Raw genomic sequence first — 19,687 nt, forward strand, 5'->3', positions numbered from 1 at the left:
TTCTGTTGTGATAGCCTTATCCTGACAGGCGCATGAGAAAAGCGTTTGCCTGCATCTGCCAGATTATTTGTCAGTCTTGCCAGGTTAAAAAAAGAGCGGGGATACATCACATCCCCGTGATAACGACCCCATGCGATTAGTCAGCGGATCTATCGAGATGAATAGGTACATCGAACCCAACTGCAGTGAAAGCGTAAATATTTCCGCGAACGCGTAGATAAATTTCTCCGTTGGTAACCGTTCCAGTGGCTTTAGCATCGTCGGTAATCATGACAGGCTTGATGTCTGACAGGTGAGACATAAACTCTTCAGTGCTTTTTCTCGCATCATAGAGATAAAAGTGAAACGTATTTTTGGATAAAGAACTCGCTTCAACCTGGGTGATATAGAGAGTTAATTGATCGTTAACGCTAATCTTTTCCTGAATATTTTCATACACGGTGAAAAGATTACGGAACGGATACATGATAAACACCAGGAAAATGACAACCACTATCCCGGCTCGCCAGTTAAAAACCCGACCGTCGCGCATAATCTATTCCTGCCCTAATCCATAACTGATCGACTGGGTCATCGCCATATGCATAGGCACCCTGATATTTTGCAAATTCTACCGGATCGCTTGTGCCAGCAAGGATCTGCGCAGTACCAGCGCCCCGAAGCAGCACACCATCAGGGATGCCTGCAGCCGCGCCAACCGCACCGTAGTGGAAATTTCCAAAGTTGGCATATTCTGCACGGCCTTGCTTATAATCCCAGGGGCCATGGTTTCTAACCATCTGATAAAACCATACGTAAGTCATCAATGATGCACCGCCATGAAAACGAGCTATTACCATATGGCTTACAACGTCAACGCCCGGCGGTGAAAATGAAGCAATATCATACGGAGTAGAATACAAAGGAGTACGCATAATTAACGATCTACCCAGCTATCCGCGAACTGCAAGTTACCGTCGCAATACGTCCAGGTTATTTTATCGTAGCGTAGTTCCACGACTTCAAGATGATTGTGTTTTTCTTTTGTCGGGTCTTTAGTGTCATGCATCAATGGCGTAACAGAAACGACGTGAATATTATCGAGATGCATATTGTAATATTCGACTTCCTGCCCGGCATCATTAATGCGATACCACCTGAATTCTGCAGTTTTAAGGGTTTGGCCAGTGGCGACGGCTTTCATCAGGTAAGGAGAAGATGAGTCAATTTCTTTTTGAAAAACGATTGGTGCATGATTGCGTTTACTGGTGATTTTACCCGTTAATGGATCCGTTGGCAGGCGGAGGTTATGTGTAAAGCCAGTGACTTCAATACTTCCCTCACGGTTACGAATATCTACCGAGCCTGTGATTTTTGAGCCGCCATCGTCAGTTAAGAAAAGGTAAACAGGAATTGCCATAGTCTATTAATCTTCCATGTAATTTAATCCGGGAACATTCCTGGCACCAAATAATAACCATGCTAACTATCTGGTCAATTTGCTTAATGTTTCTGGTTGTAACTTATCCAGACTACGTTGACTGGATGGTTTGCTTAACCAAATCCATCCAGTCCTTTTCTCTGTAGGTGGTGTTGCTGCAGATTAAAAATCACCCTGCTGGCGCGCCACCAGCGTCAGAATGGAGTAGAGCGCCACCGCCTGCTGGTCCTGGTTGAAAATCTCAACCGCCCATTCCACCACGCCGGTGGGTTTTTCTTCTGCGGTACGCTGTTTCTTCAGCGTTTTACGTTTGCAGGTCAGACGTACCTGAATGGTATCGCCCGGTTTCACCGGCTCGATAAAGCGCAGGTTTTCCATACCGTAGTTGGCAATGACCGGCCCGACGCCGGCGTCGACAAACAGGCCTGCCGCGGCGGAGATCAGGAAGTAGCCGTGCACCACGCGCTCGCCAAATATCGACTCTGCCGCGCCGATCTTGTCCATATGGGCGTAGAAGTGGTCGCCGCTCAGGCAGGCAAAGTTCACGATGTCCGCTTCCGTCAGGGTACGACGCGGCGTCAGCAGGCTGTCGCCCGGCTGCAGCTCCTCGAAGTATTTGCGGAACGGATGCACGCGATCTTCCTGCACCGTTGCGCCGCGCACCCACTGTTTACCAATGGCGGCCAGCATGGTCGGACTGCCCTGGATCGCGGTGCGCTGCAGGTAGTGCTTCACCGCGCGCAGACCGCCAAGCTCTTCGCCGCCGCCCGCGCGGCCCGGACCGCCGTGAACCAGCTGCGGCAGCGGGGAGCCGTGGCCGGTAGACTCTTTTGCGGATTCCTCGTTAAGGATCTGAATACGGCCGTGGGCGCGCGCCGCACCGGCAATAAACTGGCGGGCAATGGCCGAATCGGCGGTAACCAGCGTTCCCGCCAGGCTGCCGCCGCCGGCGCGGGCAAGCTGCATCGCGTGCTGCGCATTGCGATATGGCATCAGAGTTGCAACCGGGCCGAAAGCCTCTGTCGCGTGGACCGCAGGGGTTTCATCCGGCTGCGGACAGAACAGCAGGGTCGGTGGGAAGAATGCGCCAGCGGCCTGCATATCCGCTTTTCCACCCAGACGGATCTGACAGCCAGCGGCGATCAGCTGATTCACCTTCTCCTGCACGTCCGTGCGCTGTTCAGCGTTGACCAGCGCGCCCATCTTCACCCCTTCCTGCGCCGGGTCGCCCACCACCACCTTTTCCAGCCGCGCAATCAGCGCCTGGCTGACGGCTTCAATCTGGTTTTGCGGGACGATAATGCGGCGGATTGCGGTACATTTTTGTCCGGCCTTGGCGGTCATCTCACGCACCACTTCCCGGATGAACAGGGCGAACTCCGGCTGTTCCGGGGTGACGTCTTCACCCAGCACGCAGCAGTTCAGGGAGTCGGCCTCCATGGTGAATGGAATTGAATTCGCCACAATATTGGGGTGCACGCGCAGGCTTTGTCCGGTGCTGGCGGAGCCGGTAAAGGTGACCACGTCCTGGCTGTCGAGCTGATTCAGCAGATCGCCCGCGCCGCCGCAGATCAGGCTAATGGCGCCGTCCGGCACCAGTCCGCTGTCCACGATGGATTTCACCATCGCCTGCGTGACCTGCGCGGTAGCGGTCGCGGGTTTGATAATGGCGGGCATGCCGGCAAGCCACGTCGGCGCCAGTTTTTCCAGCATCCCCCAGCAGGGGAAGTTAAAGGCGTTGATATGCACCGCCACGCCGGCCTTCGAGGTCAGAACGTGACGCGCCGCAAAACCACCTTCTTTTGACAGCGGGATCAGTTCATCCTCCGGCCACAGCGTGTCATCCGGCAGTTCACGGCTGCCCAGGCTGGCGTAAGTGAAGAGGGTGCCGATGCCGCCTTCAATATCGACCCAGCTGTCAGCTTTCGTCGCCCCGGTCTGGGCGGAGAGGGCATAAAACGTCTCTTTCTCACCAAGCAGGTGCTTTGCCACCGCCTTCAGCATGGCCGCACGTTCGATAAAGGTCATCCCGTGAAGTGCTTCGCCGCCGCGCTCAATTGCATAGCGTCGGGCGGCTGCCATATCCAGCCCTTCGCTGGTCACGCTCCACAGCGCTTCGCCACTGATGGCGTGATGAATAGTGCGTTCACGTCCCCGGCCAGACTGCCAGGTACCGGACAAGAAGCTGGCTAACTGCTGCATCGCTTATCTCCAAATGTTACGTAATTTCACTATTAATAGTTTGATCGTGAATCATAAAAATCAAGCTAAGTTTTAATGAATTGTTAACATTGTGATCCGGGATGACGAATCATTGCGCTCACAGCACAGTGATGAGAGGCGCTCAGGTAAAGCCTTGCGAGCGACATCACAAAACCAGGAAACAATTCTTGGGGTTATATTTAACCTTTGTGTAACTTTTAAAAAACAAAGTGATTCAATATTACGCTTTAATTTGCAAACTAACGAATCATAAAGGTGATGACGTGACGCAAGAACAACGGTTTGAGCAGCGCATAGCGCAGGAGACGGCGATTGAGCCTCAGGACTGGATGCCTGACGCCTACCGTAAGACGTTGATCCGCCAGATTGGTCAGCATGCGCACTCCGAAATTGTCGGCATGCTGCCGGAGGGGAACTGGATCACCCGCGCGCCGACGCTGCGTCGAAAGGCGATCCTGCTGGCGAAGGTGCAGGACGAAGCCGGACACGGGCTCTACCTCTACAGCGCAGCCGAAACGCTGGGCTGCGCGCGGGAAGATCTCTACCAGAAGATGCTCGACGGCAAGATGAAGTACTCCTCCATTTTTAACTATCCGACCCTGAGCTGGGCCGATATCGGCGTGATTGGCTGGCTGGTAGATGGTGCCGCCATCGTCAACCAGGTGGCGCTGTGCCGCACCTCTTACGGGCCCTATGCCCGGGCGATGGTGAAAATCTGTAAAGAAGAGAGCTTCCACCAGCGTCAGGGCTTTGAAGCCTGCATGGCGCTGGCGCAGGGGAGTGAGGCCCAGCGCCAGATGCTGCAGGACGCCATCAACCGCTTCTGGTGGCCGGCGCTGATGATGTTCGGGCCGAACGATGACAACTCGCCGAACAGCGCCCGCAGCCTGGCCTGGAAAATCAAACGTTTCGGTAATGACGAACTGCGCCAGCGCTTTGTCGACAACACGGTGCCGCAGGTGGAGATGCTGGGCATGACGGTGCCCGATCCCGATCTGCGCTTTGACGAAGAGAGCGGTCACTACCGTTTCGGCGAGATCGACTGGCAGGAGTTTGAAGAGGTCATTAACGGACGTGGGATCTGCAATCACGAACGCCTGGCGGCCAAGCGTAAAGCCTGGGAAGAGGGGGCATGGGTGCGGGAAGCCGCGCTGGCGCATGCTGAAAAACAACGCGCCCGTCAGGCCGCATAAGAGGAAATAACCATGAGCAATGTCTACTGGCCGCTGTACGAGGTGTTCGTACGCAGCAAACAAGGGTTGTCCCACCGTCACGTGGGCAGCCTGCATGCCGCCGACGACCGCATGGCGCTGGAAAATGCGCGCGATGCCTACACCCGGCGCAGTGAAGGATGCTCTATCTGGGTGGTTAAGGCGAGCGAGATTGTCGCCTCCCAGCCGGAAGAGAGCGGCGAGTTCTTCGACCCGGCGGAAAGCAAGGTTTACCGCCACCCGACGTTTTACACCCTCCCCGACGGCATCGAGCACATGTGAGGCAAAGAATGAATTCAGTGACTGCCTATGCCCTGCGTCTGGGCGACAACGGTCTGGTGCTCTCCCAGCGCCTGGGCGCCTGGTGTGGCCACGCCCCGGAGCTGGAAATTGACCTCGCGCTCGCCAATATCGGGCTTGACCTGCTGGGCCAGGCGCGCAATTTCCTGAGCTATGCCGCCGGGCTGGAAGGACAGGGCGATGAAGACACGCTGGCGTTTGGTCGTGACGAGCGTCAGTTCCGCAATCTTCTGCTGGTGGAACAGCCGAACGGCAGCTTCGCCGACACGATTGCCCGCCAGTATCTGATGGATGCCTGGAACGTCGCGCTGTACGAACGCCTGACCCAAAGCCGCGACAGCCAGCTTGCCGCCATCGCCGCCAAAGCGATTAAAGAGGCACGCTACCACCTGCGCTTTAGCCGCGGCTGGCTGGTGCGGCTGGGTGACGGCACCGAAACCTCCGCGCAAAAAATGCAGCAGGCCATCAACAACCTGTGGCGTTTTACGGCGGAGCTGTTTGAGGCGGATGACGTCGAGCTGGAATTGATTGACGCAGGCGTGGCGGTTGACCCGCGCACGCTGCGTCAGCCGTGGGAAAGCGAAGTCTTTGCCGGTCTGAATGAAGCCTGCCTGCGGGTGCCCGAAGAGGTGGCGTACCGCACCGGGGGCAAGAAAGGGCTGCATACCGAACATCTCGGTCCGATGCTGGCGGAAATGCAGTATCTCCAGCGCGCATATCCCGGTCAGCAGTGGTAAAGGAGAACGCTATGCAACGCCTCGTCGACATCGCGCCTGCGCAAATTCCGCAAATCTGGGCGCTGTTAAGCCAGATCCCGGACCCGGAAGTGCCGGTACTCACCATCACCGATTTAGGCATGGTGCGCAGCGTGAAGGCGCAGGGGGAAGGCTGGGTTATTGGCTTCACGCCCACCTACTCGGGGTGTCCGGCAACGGAACATCTGCTGGGGGCGATCCGCGACGCGATGACCGCCCATGGCTTTACCCCGGTGCATATCGTGCTCCAGCTTGAACCCGCCTGGACTACCGACTGGATGACCCCCGACGCGCGCGAGCGCCTGCGGGCATACGGTATCAGCCCGCCCGTGGGCCATAGCTGTCACGCGCACGCGCCGGCCGGGGTGAGCTGTCCGCGCTGCGCCAGCACCGACACCTCGCTTATCAGTGAATTTGGTTCGACGGCGTGCAAAGCGCTCTACCGATGCAATGCCTGCCGTGAGCCCTTCGACTATTTCAAATGTATTTGAGGCTGCCATGACAACGTTTCATTCATTAACAGTGGCAAAAGTGGAACCCGAAACCCGCGACGCGGTGACCATCACGTTCGCGGTGCCGCAGGCGCTGCAGGAAGCCTACCGCTTTCGTCCCGGCCAGCACCTGACCCTGAAAACGACGCTGGGCGGGGATGAGCTGCGCCGCTGCTACTCCATCTGCCGGAGTACCGCTCCGGGCGAGATCAGCGTGGCGGTTAAAGCCATCGAAGGCGGGCGCTTTTCCCGCTATGCCCGGGACGAGATCAAAGCGGGGATGGCGCTGGAGGTGATGGTTCCCCAGGGGCAGTTTGGCTACCAGCCCCAGGCAGAGCGCGAAGGGCACTATCTGGCGATTGCGGCAGGCTCCGGGATCACCCCGATGCTGGCCATTCTCTCCGCGACGCTTGCGACCGAACCGAACAGCCATTTCACGCTGATTTACGGCAACCGCAGCAGCCAGAGCATGATGTTCCGCCAGGCGCTGGCGGATCTGAAGGACAAATACCCGCAGCGGCTGCAGCTGGTCTCCATCTTCAGCCAGGAGCGGCTGGACAGCGACCTGCTTTATGGCCGCATCGACGGGGAAAAGCTTCAGGCGCTGGCAAAAAAACTGATCAACTTCCGCCAGTATGACGAAGCGTTTATCTGCGGCCCGTCAGCGATGATGGACGACACCGAAGCCGCGCTGAAGGCGCTGGGAATGCCGGATAAATCGATTCATCTTGAGCGCTTCAATACCGCCGGAATCACTGTTAAACGCGCGGTGCACGTGCAGGCAGAAGGCCAGAAAGTGACCGTGCGCCAGGACGGACGCGACCGTGAAATCACCCTGACGGCGGACGACGAAAGCATCCTTGATGCCGCCCTGCGTCAGGGGGCGGATCTCCCGTATGCCTGCAAGGGCGGCGTGTGCGCCACCTGTAAATGCAAAGTGCTGCGCGGGAAGGTGGACATGGCGACCAACTACAGCCTGGAGCCGGACGAGCTGGCCGCCGGGTATGTGCTGAGCTGCCAGTCGTTGCCGCTTACCGCTGATGTGATCGTGGATTTTGACGCGAAGGGGATGGCATGAGCGAACTGACTGTCACCCGTCATGGCCGCGTGCTGCAGCTGACGCTGAACCGTCCGGCGGCACGCAACGCCCTCAACAATGCGCTGTTAACGCAGCTTGCGGAGCAGCTTGAGGCCGCCGCAGCGGAGACCGGAGTCGCTGTCTGCGTGATTTACGGCAACGAGCGCTGCTTTGCCGCCGGGGCGGATCTCAGTGAAATGGTGGAGAAAGACCTGCCTGCCACCCTGAATGATATTCGCCCGCAGCTGTGGGCACGTATCAACGCTTTTCCTAAACCGCTGATCGCCGCCGTGAACGGCTTCGCGCTGGGAGCGGGCTGCGAGCTGGCGCTGCTGTGCGACGTGGTGATTGCCGGTGACAACGCCCGTTTTGGCCTGCCGGAAATCACGCTCGGCATTATGCCCGGTGCGGGCGGTACCCAGCGTCTTATCCGCTGCGTCGGTAAATCGCTGGCCAGCAAAATGGTGCTGACCGGCGAGAGCATTTCCGCAGAGCAGGCGCTGAGCGCCGGGCTGGTCAGCGACGTTTTCCCGGCCGCGCTGACGCTGGAGTATGCCCTGAAGCAGGCGAGCCTGATGGCGCGCCACTCGCCGCTGGCACTGCAGGCGGCGAAACAGGCGCTGCGCCAGTCTCAGGAGGTGCCGCTGCAGGCCGGGCTGGCCCAGGAGCGTCAGCTGTTTACGCTGCTCTCTGCCACTGAAGACCGCCGGGAAGGCATCGACGCCTTCTTACAAAAACGCACCCCCGACTTTAAAGGACGCTAATTGTGGAATTTATTCTCAGTCATGTAGAACAGGGCGTAATGACCCTTACGCTGAACCGTCCGGAGCGTCTGAACAGCTTTAATGACGTGATGCATCAGCAACTCGCAGAGTGCCTGAAACAGGCTGAGCGTGATGACACCGTTCGCTGCCTGCTGATCACCGGCGCCGGACGCGGTTTCTGTGCCGGTCAGGATCTGAATGACCGTAATGTCGACCCCAACGGCCCGGCGCCGGATCTGGGAATGTCCGTTGAAACCTTTTACAACCCGCTGGTTCGTCGCCTGGCAAAACTGCCGAAGCCGGTCATCTGCGCGGTCAACGGCGTGGCGGCCGGTGCCGGTGCCACGCTGGCGCTCGGGTGCGACATGGTGATTGCGGCGCGTTCCGCCAGTTTTGTGATGGCCTTCAGCAAGCTCGGGTTAGTCCCGGACTGCGGTGGCACCTGGCTGCTGCCGCGCGTGGCCGGACGTGCCCGTGCCATGGGGCTGGCGCTGCTCGGTGACAAGCTCAGCGCCGAACAGGCGCAGGCCTGGGGGATGATCTGGCAGGTGGTGGATGACGAACAGCTCTCCGCTACCGCGCAGCAGATGGCGTTGCACTTTGCGTCGCAGCCGACCTTCGGGCTGGGGCTGATCAAGCAGGCGATCAATGCCGCGGAAACCAACACCCTGGACGCTCAACTCGATCTCGAGCGCGACTATCAACGTCTGGCCGGGCGCAGAGACGACTATCGCGAGGGCGTCAGCGCCTTCCTGGCGAAGCGCGCGCCACACTTTACGGGGAAATAAGATGTTGAACATACGGACTGTCGCCGTGATTGGCAGCGGCACGATGGGGGCCGGCATCGCCGAGGTTGCTGCCAGCCACGGCCATCAGGTGCTGATTTACGACATCTCTGCCGATGCGATTTCACGCGCTATTGAGGGGATCCGCCAGCGTCTGGCTTCCCGGGTCACGCGCGGCAAACTCTCTGCGGACGCCAGCGGACAGATCCTCGCCCGGCTGCTCCCGGTCACTGATATCAGCGCGCTCTCTACGGCGGAGCTGGTGATAGAGGCCGCTTCTGAGCGTCTTGAGGTGAAAAAAGCACTGTTTGTCCGGCTGGCTGAGATCTGCCCGGCGCAGACGGTACTCACCAGCAACACCTCTTCCATTTCGATCACGGCAATCGCGGCGGATGTACACCACCCTGAACGCGTCGCGGGGCTGCATTTTTTTAACCCGGCACCGGTGATGAAGCTGGTGGAAGTGGTCAGCGGGCTGGCGACCTCCCCGGAAGTGGCCGACGCGCTGTGCGAGCTGGCGCTCAACTGGGGGAAACAGCCGGTTCGCTGCCAGTCAACGCCGGGGTTCATCGTCAACCGCGTCGCGCGTCCATTCTATTCCGAAGCCTGGCGCGCGCTGGAAGAACAGGTGGCAGCACCGGAGGTGATTGACGCTGCCCTGCGCGAAGGCGGCGGTTTCCCGATGGGGCCGCTGGAGCTGACCGACATGATTGGTCAGGACGTTAATTTTGCGGTGACCTGCTCGGTATTTAACGCCTTCTGGCAGGAGCGGCGTTTTCTGCCCTCGCTGGTGCAGCAGGAGCTGGTGCTGGCTGGAAGGCTGGGCAAAAAGAGCGGGAAAGGCGTTTACGACTGGCAGGGTGACAAACCCACCGTACAGTGGATTGAGACCGTAGATGACAGCTACAGCCCGATGCGCGTCGAGAAAAAACGTGACGGTGTCACAAAAATTGATGATGTGTATCTCATCGAAACGCAGGGGGAAACCGCGCAGGCGCTGGCGTTACGCCTGAGCGGCCCGGTGGTGGTGGTAGACCGCATTGAAGGCGACGTGGCGGTGATTGCGGCCGCCGCCAGTAACCCCCTGACCTCGACGCAAAAAGTTATCCGTTACCTGCAACAGCAGGGAAAACGGGTGGTGCAAATCGCCGATTATCCTGGCCTGTTGATCTGGCGCACGGTGGCGATGATTGCCAATGAAGCGCTGGATGCCCTGCAAAAAGGGGTGGCCAGCGAGAAGGATATCGATACCGCCATGCGTCTTGGCGTCAACTACCCGAGCGGCCCGATCGCCTGGGGGGAACGACTGGGCTGGCAGCGCCTGCTGACGCTGCTGGAGAACCTGCAGCGCCATTATGGTGAAGAACGCTATCGCCCCTGTTCACTGCTGCGCCAGCGCGCGCTTCTGGAGAGTAGCTATGAGTCATAACGCCTGGCACAACGCCCGCGCCATGTACGAACGGGATGCCTGCGCGCAGGCGATGGGGATGGATATTGTCGAGATGGACGAGGGCTACGCGGTGGTGACCATGACCATCACCCCGCAGATGCTCAACGGGCACAACACCTGCCATGGCGGACAGCTGTTTTCGCTGGCAGACACCGCCTTTGCCTACGCCTGCAACAGCCAGGGGCTGGCAGCGGTGGCCTCAGGCTGCTCGATTGATTTTCTGCGTCCGGGCTTTGCCGGGGACACGCTTACCGCCACCGCGCGGGTGAAGCATCAGGGCAAGCTGACGGGCGTGTATGACATTGAGATCCAAAATCAACAACAGAAAACCGTCGCCCTTTTTCGCGGGAAATCTCACCGCATCGGCGGCAGTGTGACAGGAGAGGCCTGATGGGTGATGCATTTATTTGTGATGGCGTTCGAACCCCGGTGGGGCGCTACGGCGGCGCGCTTTCCACGGTAAGGACCGACGATCTCGGTGCCGTGCCGCTGCGTGCGCTGCTGGCCCGCTACCCGCAGCTCGACCTCGAGCGGATAGATGATGTGATCTTCGGCTGCGCCAACCAGGCGGGGGAAGATAACCGCAACGTGGCGCGTATGTCGGCACTGCTGGCCGGGCTGCCGCAAACGGTCTCCGGGACCACCATCAACCGCCTGTGCGGCTCCGGGCTGGACGCGATTGGTTTTGCCGCACGCGCCATCAAAGCGGGTGACGGCGATCTGCTGATTGCGGGCGGCGTGGAGTCGATGTCCCGTGCGCCGTTTGTGATGGGCAAAGCCACCGCCGCGTTTCAGCGTCAGGCGGAGATCTTTGATACCACCATCGGCTGGCGATTTGTGAATCCGCTCATGCATCAGCACTTCGGAACGGACAGTATGCCGGAAACGGCAGAGAATGTAGCTGAACTGTTAAATATCAGTCGTGCCGATCAGGACGCTTTTGCGCTGCGCAGCCAGCAGCGTACCGCACAGGCGCAGCAGAACGGCATTCTGGCGCAGGAGATCGTGCCGGTGCAGGTAGCGGGTAAAAAGGGCGCGGTCACCGAATTCAGCGTGGATGAACATCCGCGTGCGGACACCACGCTTGAACAGCTGGCCGCACTGAAAACGCCGTTCCGTCAGAACGGGGTAGTCACGGCGGGCAATGCCTCCGGCGTCAACGACGGTGCGGCGGCGCTGATCGTTGCCAGCGAGCAGACGGCGCTGGCGCAGGGGTTAGTCCCGCGCACGCGGATCGTGGCGATGGCCACGGCCGGCGTGGCGCCACGCCTGATGGGATTAGGCCCGGTACCTGCCACCCGCAAGGTGCTGGAGCGCGCCGGACTCAGTATTAACGATATGGACGTTATCGAACTTAACGAAGCTTTCGCCTCCCAGGCGCTGGGCGTGCTGCGTCAACTGGGGCTGCCGGATGATGCCGCGCACGTTAACCCAAACGGTGGCGCGATTGCGCTTGGCCACCCGCTCGGCATGAGCGGCGCCAGGCTGGCGCTGGCAGCCAGCAATGAACTGCATCGACGCGGCGGGCGATACGCGCTGTGTACGATGTGCATCGGTGTGGGTCAGGGCATTGCCCTGATCCTTGAGCGTGTTTGATCAAATTTTCAATGTGAGTACCCTGCAATGACAACGACAAATACAACAAAGCTTGATCCGATTGAGACGGCCTCCATTGACGAGTTACAGGCGCTGCAGACCGAGCGTCTGAAATGGACGCTGCATCACGCCTATAACAACGTGCCGATGTACAAACGCAAGTTTGACGCCGCGGGCGTTCACCCTGACGATTTCAAAGAGCTGGCGGATATCCGTAAATTCCCGTGCACCACCAAGCAGGACCTGCGGGATAACTACCCATTCGATACTTTTGCCGTGCCGATGGAGCAGGTAGTGCGTATTCACGCCTCATCCGGTACCACCGGCAAACCGACGGTTGTCGGCTACACGCAAGGCGACATTGACAACTGGGCCAATCTGGTAGCCCGTTCCCTGCGCGCCGCGGGCGGCAGCGCGAAGGACAAAATTCACGTGGCGTATGGCTATGGCCTGTTTACCGGCGGGCTGGGGGCACACTATGGCGCCGAGCGCTTAGGGGCGACGGTGATCCCGATGTCCGGCGGCCAGACGGAGAAACAGGCGCAGCTGATCCGTGATTTCCAGCCGGATATGATCATGGTGACGCCCTCCTACTGCCTAAACCTGATTGAGGAGCTGGAGCGGCAGATGGGCGGCGATGCCAGCAGTTGTTCCCTGCGCGTGGGGGTCTTCGGCGCCGAGCCGTGGACCCAGGCGATGCGCCGCGAAATTGAGAAACGCTTAGGCATCACGGCGCTGGACATCTATGGCCTCTCGGAGGTCATGGGACCCGGGGTGGCGATGGAGTGTATCGAAACCGTTGACGGCCCGACCATCTGGGAAGATCACTTCTATCCGGAAATCGTCAACCCGAACGACGGCACACCGCTGGATGACGGCGAGCAGGGCGAACTGCTGTTCACCACGCTGACCAAAGAGGCGCTGCCGGTTATCCGCTATCGCACCCGCGACCTGACGCGTCTGCTGCCGGCGACGGCGCGCAGCATGCGCCGCATGGACCGCATCAGCGGCCGCAGTGACGATATGCTGATCATCCGCGGCGTTAACGTCTTCCCGTCACAGCTGGAAGAGGAGATTGTGAAGTTCGAACACCTCTCTCCGCACTACCAGCTGGAGGTCAACCGTCGCGGGCATCTTGATTCACTTTCCGTGAAGGTGGAGCTAAAAGAGAGCAGCCTGACGCTAACGCACGAGCAGCGTTGCCAGGTGTGTCACCAGCTGCGTCACCGCATTAAGTCGATGGTGGGGATTTCCACCGACGTGACGATCGTGAACTGCGGCAGTATCCCGCGCTCAGAGGGCAAAGCCTGCCGGGTGTTTGATTTGCGTAAAGTGGCAGCCAACGGTTAAATTTCCCTCACCCCAGCCCTCTCCCAAAGGGAGAGGGTGTATTAAGTTCCCTCTCCCTTTGGGAGAGGGTTAGGGTGAGGGTCGATGCCAGATTGGTATGCTATGATTCATCCAGGACAAAAATAACAACAGAATGAATCACATGAATAAACTCGACGCCTTTATCCAGCACGCGGTCAGCTCTGTTCCAGTCAGCGGGACATCCCTTATTTCCTCGTTATACGGTGACGCGCTTTCTCATCGCGGCGGTGAGATTTGGCTCGGTAGTCTGGCCGCCCTGCTGGAAGGTATGGGGTTTGGTGAACGCTTCGTGCGTACCGCGCTGTTCCGCCTCAACAAAGAGGGCTGGCTCGACGTCTCGCGCATCGGGAGGCGTAGCTTTTACCGCCTGAGTGATAAAGGGCTGCGCCTGACGCGTCGCGCGGAGAATAAGATCTACCGCGCGGAACTGCCCGCCTGGGATGGTAAATGGTTACTGCTGCTCTCCGAGGGGCTGGATAAAAACACCCTCGCCGACGTTAAAAAACAGCTTATCTGGCAGGGGTTTGGCACGCTGGCGCCGAGCCTGATGGCCTCGCCGTCGCAGCATCTGGCGGATGTGCAGTCCCTGCTACACGATGCCGGCGTGGCAGAAAATGTGATCTTCTTCGAAGCCCACTCGCCGCTGGCGCTCTCCCGCGCCGCGCTGCGTTCCCGGGTCGAAGAGTGCTGGCAGTTGACCGAGCAAAACGCGATGTACGAGACGTTTATCAGCTCGTTCCGCCCGCTGCTGCCGCTGCTGAAAGAGGCCGCGCCGGAAGAGCTGACGCCGGAACGCTGCTTCCAGATCCAGCTGTTACTGATCCACTTTTATCGTCGTGTGGTGCTGAAAGACCCGCTGCTGCCGGAGGAGTTACTGCCTGCGCACTGGGCCGGGCAAAGCGCCCGACAGCTCTGCATCAATATTTATCAGCGTGTGGCACCGGGGGCGCTGGCGTTTGTCAGCGAGAAGGGCGAAACCTCCGTCGGCGAACTGCCTGTGCCCGGCACGCTCTACTATCAACGCTTTGGCGGTTTGACAAGCGCATAAGGAGTGAGGATGCCAGTTTATCAAATTGACGGTCTGACGCCGGTGGTGCCGGACGAGAGCTATGTACACCCAACGGCGGTGCTGATTGGCGACGTGATTCTGGGCAAAGGTGTTTATGTCGGCCCTAATGCCAGCCTGCGCGGTGATTTCGGCCGTATCGTGGTGAAAGACGGGGCGAACATTCAGGATAACTGCGTCATGCACGGTTTCCCGGAGAAGGACACGGTGGTGGAAGAGGACGGGCATATTGGCCACAGTGCGATCCTTCACGGCTGTGTGATCCGCCGCAATGCGCTTGTGGGCATGAACGCGGTGGTGATGGACGGCGCCGTCATTGGCGAGAACAGCATCGTCGGCGCCGCGGCGTTCGTGAAGGCGAAAGCGGAGATGCCCGCCAACCATTTGATCATCGGCAGCCCGGCAAAGGCGATCCGCGAGCTGAGCGAGCAGGAGCTGGCCTGGAAGCAGCAGGGCACGCGGGAGTATCAGGTGCTGGTGGAACGCTGCAAGCTGACGATGCATCAGGTAGAGCCGCTGCGTGAGGTTGAGCCAGAGCGGAAACGGCTGACGTTTGATGAGAATTTACGGCCGAAGTCGTCGGTGTAAGGGGAGGTCCGCTTCGCGGCAGAAGCGGACGAAAGAGACTTATCTTGTGCTTAGCGCCAGTTTAGCCGCGAAGCACAAAAACAAGCCTCCTGTTGCCCTGTCCATAACCTTGATCACGCCACTTCTCTTCAGGATGCCTGACGCAAAATGCGTCGATAAAATAAGCGTCACTGACCATATCGTGCCGATTGTCACGTGGATACTGACCAGCAAAAACGTCCAGAGTAAAGGAGAGTGACCGGCAGGTATAAACTGAGGCAAAAAAGAGACATAGAAAATACCCATTTTGGGGTTGAGCACATTACCCATCATCCCTCTCATAAACCAGTTCCCATGAGAAGCATGGTTGCCGTCGCTGAGACCGAAAGACGATCGGGGACGTACCAGCAGCTGTAAGCCCAGCCAGCTTAAATAGGCTGCACCACAAATTTTCAGCACGGTGTAAGCCAGCTCAGAAACGGCCAGCAGAGCGCCAAGTCCCAAAGCGACCAGCGCTCCCCATATAAAACAGCCAGCATCGATGCCAAGCGCAGTGTGAATAGCTTTTCGTCCCCCTTCAGCACAGGCCGTTCGAAGAATCAGAGCCGTATCTAGGCCAGGCGTGAGAGTGAGCAGGAGTGCAGCGAAGGAGAAAGTGAGAAGTGAATCAGCAACAGTCATTTTCTTTACCCGAAAGATTGGATTTTACTCATACATCTGTCCCCAGGCAATCTATTGCTGAAATTTAACCGCTGGTTGAGTCGGTGAAGATGGTTTCTTAACCAGTCTTACATCGCAACGCGCTATTGTTATCAAGAAACGCTTCAGGGGGCCGATAATAATCTGTGGATTAAACGTAATTCCTGAAAATAAAAAATGGATGATTCCGATGAAAATGACTTATAAGCATGTCCAACAACCTTGTCAGCATGAAGGGTGTGGTATTGCTGTTATGGCCCGTTTACTTCAAAAAACTTATGAAGAAACGTTACACCTTGCAAGGGAAAAAGGTTTCTGTGATAAATATAAACGTGTCAATCTTGCGCAAATGAAACGATTTTTGCTTTATATCGGACTGGAGAATGTTTCGTTTATAAAACACGATGGGGTCAGTGAACCGAAAAATAACGGTATATTTCATGGCCGCTGGGATAATGTTACGACTGGGGCTCGCCACTGGATTGCCTGCTACGAAGGTGTGTATTTTGATCCTTTATTACCTCATCCCGTACCTCATTTACCTGAGGGGTTCCATGTGACGCAAATTTTCAATCATCCTTGAGTATTAACGGCTGAAAGACTCATTTTATTGGGACTTATATAACGGCGTATAGATAGTTTAATCCTCAATGTCGCTCTGTGGCTGTAAAGATCCGAATCACGTGCTATGTGGTAATGTTGAGGGTGAATACATTCCGCTTTGAGGTTGCCAGTATGACGCATTTTTATCAATTTTCAGCCACCCGCCTGGATGGCCGACCGGTCGCTATGGCCGACTACGAGGGTAAGGTGGTGCTGGTCGTGAATACGGCTAGCCTGTGCGGCTTTACGCCGCAGTACGCTGCTCTTGAAGCGTTATACAAGAAATACGCGTCTCAGGGATTTGTGGTGCTTGGCTTTCCCTGTAATCAGTTCGGTAAACAGGAACCCGGTGGCGCCGAAGACATCTCAAGAACCTGCCACATAAACTACGGTGTCAGTTTTCCGATATTCGAGAAAATAGAGGTCAATGGCGCCGCCGCGCACCCGCTGTTTCGTTACCTGAAAGAGGAATTGCCCGGCGTGCTGGGTGGGCGGATCAAGTGGAACTTTACGAAATTCCTGATTGGACGCAACGGTAAACCGCTCAAACGTTTTGCACCGATGACCACGCCCGAGAAAATGGAATCGGCGATTTGCGCCGCACTGACAGGCTAATTATTAGTAGTTGAGTAGCGACCACCAGTTACGAAAGAATAGGCCAACACTGTTGAGGTTTAAATGGATTTAGGGAGCAAGACGTGGGCGTGTCTGACACAATGAAGAAAATCGTGATGCTGGCCATTGTGGCGAGCCTGGCTGTGGGATGCGCGCCGTTACATCCTTCCGGATGCCATAAGACCACGGCAACGGGGTCTTGTGGTTCCGGACGCTGGGACGATCAGGATGAATGGGGGGCGCAGGCACGGGCGATCAAGGCGGCAATAGAAGACAAAATTGACGAGCCGCAAAAGTGGAAAGGGAAAAAATGCCGGTTGCATATTGAATTTGCTCAGGATGGCACGGCGTTAGCTATCTCAACCAGCGACGGCAATAAAGCCTGGTGCGAAGCGCTAAAATCAGCAGCCCAAAAAGCCACATTCCCGGCCTTCGACAATCCGGAAGTCTACAGAGATTTTCAAAAATCCGGCTTTGACATGCGAGGTTAGCGCAGAAAAGGCCCCATCAGGGGCCTGAACTGTATTAACAATCGACTGCGTTTCGCCTGGATTAGAAGCGATATTGCAGACCCGCTGTAATGGTATAGTTGTGGTTAGAAATACCCGCAGCGTCCCCACCAATAGAGCCGGACTGCCCGGTATTGGTATCAATAATCTGCGTACCGCCTTTACCTTCTTCGTAGCTGCTATAGGTAAATTCAGCAAATACTTTGGCATGCGGAGTGACATAATACCCGGCATCGACGGATGCGCCATAATAGCGGGAATCGCTAGTTTTCTCACGGAAGGTCAGATCGCGCATATAGTGCTCGTCGTTATCATGTGCACGGACCCAGTCACTGAATTTAAACAGGGCATTAAACTCAAAGTCATTAAATCGGTACTGTCCTGCAAGACCAATATATGGCATGGAGAAACGCTGGCTATAACCAATGCCGCGTTCGCCTGCCGGGAAGTTCCCTTTATAGGTGCCGTTATCGTAATTGTAAGTACCGCCAGTCGCCGTCCAGCTGAAGCGGGTTTCCTGATAACCTGCGGTAACGCCCGCTTTATAATTATCGCCCTGGAAGATCCAACCTTTTACGTTGAGATCGTATTCATTGGCATAGTTAACGTTCGTCGCTGGATGGCTCGAATGGTCTGTCCAGGAGGATTGTTTTGCATTCATCCAGTCATAGTCATCCATATGGCCAGAGCCTGATGCGAGGGATGTCCAGCCGCGAGCGTTCAGTGTCAAAAAGGAGTAAGCATCCCAGGAAATATCGCCTTTCAGAATGGCGACATTTTTAATTTTCCAGTCCAGTTGGCTAATTTTTCTTCCTGTCACTTCGTCATAAACCATCTCGTGAGATTTTCCGCTCAGCATCCCGGCAGAGGCTGAAACCGTTAAACTCTCTGGTGAAAAATCCGGAGTGACTTGTGCTGGTCCTGCATATACTGCCCCTGAAAACGCGGCCATCATCATTCCCGCAACGACTTTATTTGTCATTTTTATTTCCCTAAATCAAATTAATCAATGAGTTGCAGACAAATCTTAAAAGTCATACAAATAAGAATCAACTGCCAGTTTTGGTATTTTTTTTTCGTGTCTGAACTTAAGCGAAATATAATCTTGTGAATACAGGTGTTGTACCCGGCGAAAAGATCGGACACATTAATCTCGTGAGTAACCGCCCAACGGTTATTAGCTGAAAAAATAACGCGATGAATATTCGTCACTTAAAGGGAAATTATGTCCTTACCTCCGCTGTATGCCCTGCGCGCTTTTGAAGTAGCCGCGCGGCTGAACTCCTTCAGCAAAGCCGCTGAAGTGCTCAATATCACACCGGGCGCGGTCAGCAGGCATGTCCGGACGCTTGAAACGTGGTTTGACTGTGAGCTCTTTAAACGGCAGGGGCCGAGAGTCGAGGTCAGCGACGCCGGGCGTATCCTGGCAGGACAGCTTAGCGAAAGTTTCTCGAATATCGAGTGGGCCTGTCGCGCATTCCGAAGTGAAAATCATCTGTTGCGCCTTAAAGCGCCCAGCACCCTGACGATGCATTGGCTTCTGAATGTCCTCAAATCCTTTCGCGAGAACCATGCAAAACCTAAAGTTGAAATCGCCAGCGTCTGGATGGACTTTGACACCGTGGACTTCAGCCGCGAGCCGTATGATTGCGCGATCCTCCTCGGCAATGGCTACTTTGGCGAGTCAACGGAGAGTCGGTTGCTTTTCAGCGAATGGCTCATTCCGGTGTGTACGCCGTCTTTGCTGGAGTCTGCCCGGCACCAGCTTTCGCAGTGCTATCTTATCCATCCCTCTCCGGACAGACGGGACTGGAAACGCTGGCTGAAAAGGACCGGGTTATATCCGGGGCTCGACATGAGTGGCGGGATCGTGTTCGATACCCTGGAGCAGGGAAGTCTTGCCGCCATGCACGGGCATGGTATTGCGATGGCCGATCTTCGGCTCACGCTGGAAGCCCTGAAAAGCGGACTGCTTGCATTACCTTTCAGGGAAGCCATCGACACAGGCGACGGCTATTATCTTGTCTGGCCGAAAAATTCCCTCAGAACACACAGTATCGAACGCCTGCGGGACTGGCTTAACCTCCATACGCCGGTGGTTCCTGCTCTGGATATTGTCTGTCTGAACGTTGAATAGTCACCTTCGCCCGGCGGCGCTACGCTTGCACGGGCCTACAACAGAGT

General features: G+C 56.9%; 23 protein-coding genes. 17 read left to right on the forward strand and 6 right to left on the reverse strand.

Going from position 1 to position 19,687, the window contains the following annotated elements; all coding sequences use genetic code 11:
* Positions 1 to 136: 136 nt before the first annotated feature.
* From C5687_RS13835 to paaZ, 4 genes are all read right to left on the reverse strand, one after another.
* Positions 137 to 532, reverse strand: a complete 396-nt coding sequence (locus C5687_RS13835; protein ID WP_104557132.1) for a hypothetical protein — start codon at positions 530 to 532, stop codon at positions 137 to 139.
* Positions 510 to 914, reverse strand: a complete 405-nt coding sequence (locus C5687_RS13840; RefSeq protein ID WP_238380480.1) for a polymorphic toxin type 44 domain-containing protein — start codon at positions 912 to 914, stop codon at positions 510 to 512. The genes C5687_RS13835 and C5687_RS13840 overlap by 23 nt, the downstream gene beginning before the upstream one ends.
* A gap of 2 nt (positions 915 to 916) precedes the next feature.
* Positions 917 to 1,399, reverse strand: coding sequence for an Hcp family type VI secretion system effector (locus tag C5687_RS13845; RefSeq protein ID WP_094917514.1), 483 nt, complete (start codon positions 1,397 to 1,399; stop codon positions 917 to 919).
* A 183-nt stretch (positions 1,400 to 1,582) separates the two neighbouring features.
* On the reverse strand, positions 1,583 to 3,622 hold the full coding sequence (paaZ, locus tag C5687_RS13850; protein WP_104557133.1) for a phenylacetic acid degradation bifunctional protein PaaZ: 2,040 nt from the start codon (positions 3,620 to 3,622) through the stop codon (positions 1,583 to 1,585).
* Between the two features lie 284 nt (positions 3,623 to 3,906).
* Between paaZ and paaA the strand changes: the two genes are divergently transcribed.
* From paaA to paaY, 13 genes are all read left to right on the forward strand, one after another.
* Positions 3,907 to 4,836 (forward strand): 1,2-phenylacetyl-CoA epoxidase subunit PaaA, encoded by a 930-nt coding sequence (gene paaA / locus C5687_RS13855; protein ID WP_047958490.1) that lies wholly within the window; start codon positions 3,907 to 3,909, stop codon positions 4,834 to 4,836.
* Positions 4,837 to 4,848: 12 nt separating this feature from the next.
* Entirely contained in the window at positions 4,849 to 5,136 is a 288-nt protein-coding gene (gene paaB / locus C5687_RS13860) for a 1,2-phenylacetyl-CoA epoxidase subunit PaaB (protein ID WP_025757972.1), read from the forward strand.
* Between the two features lie 8 nt (positions 5,137 to 5,144).
* The gene (gene paaC, locus C5687_RS13865) at positions 5,145 to 5,891 is read left to right on the forward strand and encodes a 1,2-phenylacetyl-CoA epoxidase subunit PaaC (RefSeq protein WP_104557134.1); all 747 of its coding nucleotides are present in this window, start codon (positions 5,145 to 5,147) and stop codon (positions 5,889 to 5,891) included.
* Positions 5,892 to 5,902: 11 nt separating this feature from the next.
* Complete coding sequence (paaD, locus tag C5687_RS13870; protein WP_047958492.1) at positions 5,903 to 6,400, forward strand: 1,2-phenylacetyl-CoA epoxidase subunit PaaD; 498 nt, start codon at positions 5,903 to 5,905, stop codon at positions 6,398 to 6,400.
* Between the two features lie 7 nt (positions 6,401 to 6,407).
* Positions 6,408 to 7,478: a 1,2-phenylacetyl-CoA epoxidase subunit PaaE gene (paaE, locus tag C5687_RS13875; RefSeq protein ID WP_104557135.1), complete on the forward strand. Its 1,071-nt coding sequence runs from the start codon at positions 6,408 to 6,410 to the stop codon at positions 7,476 to 7,478.
* Entirely contained in the window at positions 7,475 to 8,242 is a 768-nt protein-coding gene (paaF, locus tag C5687_RS13880; RefSeq protein ID WP_104557136.1) for a 2,3-dehydroadipyl-CoA hydratase PaaF, read from the forward strand. The genes paaE and paaF overlap by 4 nt, the downstream gene beginning before the upstream one ends.
* Positions 8,242 to 9,030, forward strand: a complete 789-nt coding sequence (gene paaG, locus C5687_RS13885; protein WP_104557137.1) for a 2-(1,2-epoxy-1,2-dihydrophenyl)acetyl-CoA isomerase PaaG — start codon at positions 8,242 to 8,244, stop codon at positions 9,028 to 9,030. Before paaF ends, paaG begins: the two co-directional genes overlap by 1 nt.
* A 1-nt stretch (position 9,031) precedes the next feature.
* Positions 9,032 to 10,456 carry a 3-hydroxyacyl-CoA dehydrogenase PaaH gene (paaH, locus tag C5687_RS13890; RefSeq protein ID WP_104557138.1) on the forward strand — a complete coding sequence of 475 codons (1,425 nt, stop codon included), beginning with the start codon at positions 9,032 to 9,034 and terminating at the stop codon, positions 10,454 to 10,456.
* Positions 10,446 to 10,868: a hydroxyphenylacetyl-CoA thioesterase PaaI gene (paaI, locus tag C5687_RS13895; protein WP_045286536.1), complete on the forward strand. Its 423-nt coding sequence runs from the start codon at positions 10,446 to 10,448 to the stop codon at positions 10,866 to 10,868. The genes paaH and paaI overlap by 11 nt, the downstream gene beginning before the upstream one ends.
* Positions 10,868 to 12,073, forward strand: a complete 1,206-nt coding sequence (gene pcaF, locus C5687_RS13900; protein WP_104557139.1) for a 3-oxoadipyl-CoA thiolase — start codon at positions 10,868 to 10,870, stop codon at positions 12,071 to 12,073. The genes paaI and pcaF overlap by 1 nt, the downstream gene beginning before the upstream one ends.
* 27 nt (positions 12,074 to 12,100) lie before the next feature.
* Positions 12,101 to 13,423, forward strand: coding sequence for a phenylacetate--CoA ligase PaaK (gene paaK, locus C5687_RS13905; protein ID WP_025757962.1), 1,323 nt, complete (start codon positions 12,101 to 12,103; stop codon positions 13,421 to 13,423).
* A 133-nt stretch (positions 13,424 to 13,556) separates the two neighbouring features.
* The gene (gene paaX / locus C5687_RS13910) at positions 13,557 to 14,492 is read left to right on the forward strand and encodes a phenylacetic acid degradation operon negative regulatory protein PaaX (RefSeq protein WP_025757961.1); all 936 of its coding nucleotides are present in this window, start codon (positions 13,557 to 13,559) and stop codon (positions 14,490 to 14,492) included.
* A gap of 9 nt (positions 14,493 to 14,501) precedes the next feature.
* Positions 14,502 to 15,098: a phenylacetic acid degradation protein PaaY gene (paaY, locus tag C5687_RS13915; RefSeq protein ID WP_104557140.1), complete on the forward strand. Its 597-nt coding sequence runs from the start codon at positions 14,502 to 14,504 to the stop codon at positions 15,096 to 15,098.
* A gap of 39 nt (positions 15,099 to 15,137) precedes the next feature.
* Here paaY and C5687_RS13920 read toward each other — a convergent pair whose 3' ends face one another.
* Positions 15,138 to 15,758, reverse strand: a complete 621-nt coding sequence (locus C5687_RS13920) for a LysE family translocator (RefSeq protein ID WP_047958500.1) — start codon at positions 15,756 to 15,758, stop codon at positions 15,138 to 15,140.
* A gap of 208 nt (positions 15,759 to 15,966) precedes the next feature.
* On the opposite strand from C5687_RS13920, the gene C5687_RS24610 reads away from it, so the two are divergent.
* The 3 genes from C5687_RS24610 to C5687_RS13935 all read left to right on the forward strand — a co-directional run bounded on the left by C5687_RS24610 (position 15,967) and on the right by C5687_RS13935 (position 17,485).
* Positions 15,967 to 16,359, forward strand: a complete 393-nt coding sequence (locus C5687_RS24610; protein WP_146086281.1) for a hypothetical protein — start codon at positions 15,967 to 15,969, stop codon at positions 16,357 to 16,359.
* A gap of 152 nt (positions 16,360 to 16,511) precedes the next feature.
* Complete coding sequence (locus C5687_RS13930) at positions 16,512 to 16,994, forward strand: glutathione peroxidase (RefSeq protein ID WP_104557142.1); 483 nt, start codon at positions 16,512 to 16,514, stop codon at positions 16,992 to 16,994.
* Between the two features lie 101 nt (positions 16,995 to 17,095).
* A complete protein-coding gene (locus C5687_RS13935) occupies positions 17,096 to 17,485 on the forward strand; it encodes a cell envelope integrity TolA C-terminal domain-containing protein (RefSeq protein ID WP_104557170.1) in 390 nt (129 codons plus the stop codon).
* Between the two features lie 61 nt (positions 17,486 to 17,546).
* Here C5687_RS13935 and C5687_RS13940 read toward each other — a convergent pair whose 3' ends face one another.
* Positions 17,547 to 18,485 carry an omptin family outer membrane protease gene (locus C5687_RS13940; protein ID WP_059385332.1) on the reverse strand — a complete coding sequence of 313 codons (939 nt, stop codon included), beginning with the start codon at positions 18,483 to 18,485 and terminating at the stop codon, positions 17,547 to 17,549.
* Between the two features lie 243 nt (positions 18,486 to 18,728).
* Between C5687_RS13940 and C5687_RS13945 the strand changes: the two genes are divergently transcribed.
* A complete protein-coding gene (locus C5687_RS13945; RefSeq protein ID WP_104557143.1) occupies positions 18,729 to 19,640 on the forward strand; it encodes a LysR substrate-binding domain-containing protein in 912 nt (303 codons plus the stop codon).
* Positions 19,641 to 19,687 lie beyond the last annotated feature (47 nt).

Origin of the sequence: Enterobacter sichuanensis (genome assembly GCF_002939185.1) — a bacterium.
GTDB classification, from domain to species: Bacteria; Pseudomonadota; Gammaproteobacteria; order Enterobacterales; family Enterobacteriaceae; genus Enterobacter; species Enterobacter sichuanensis.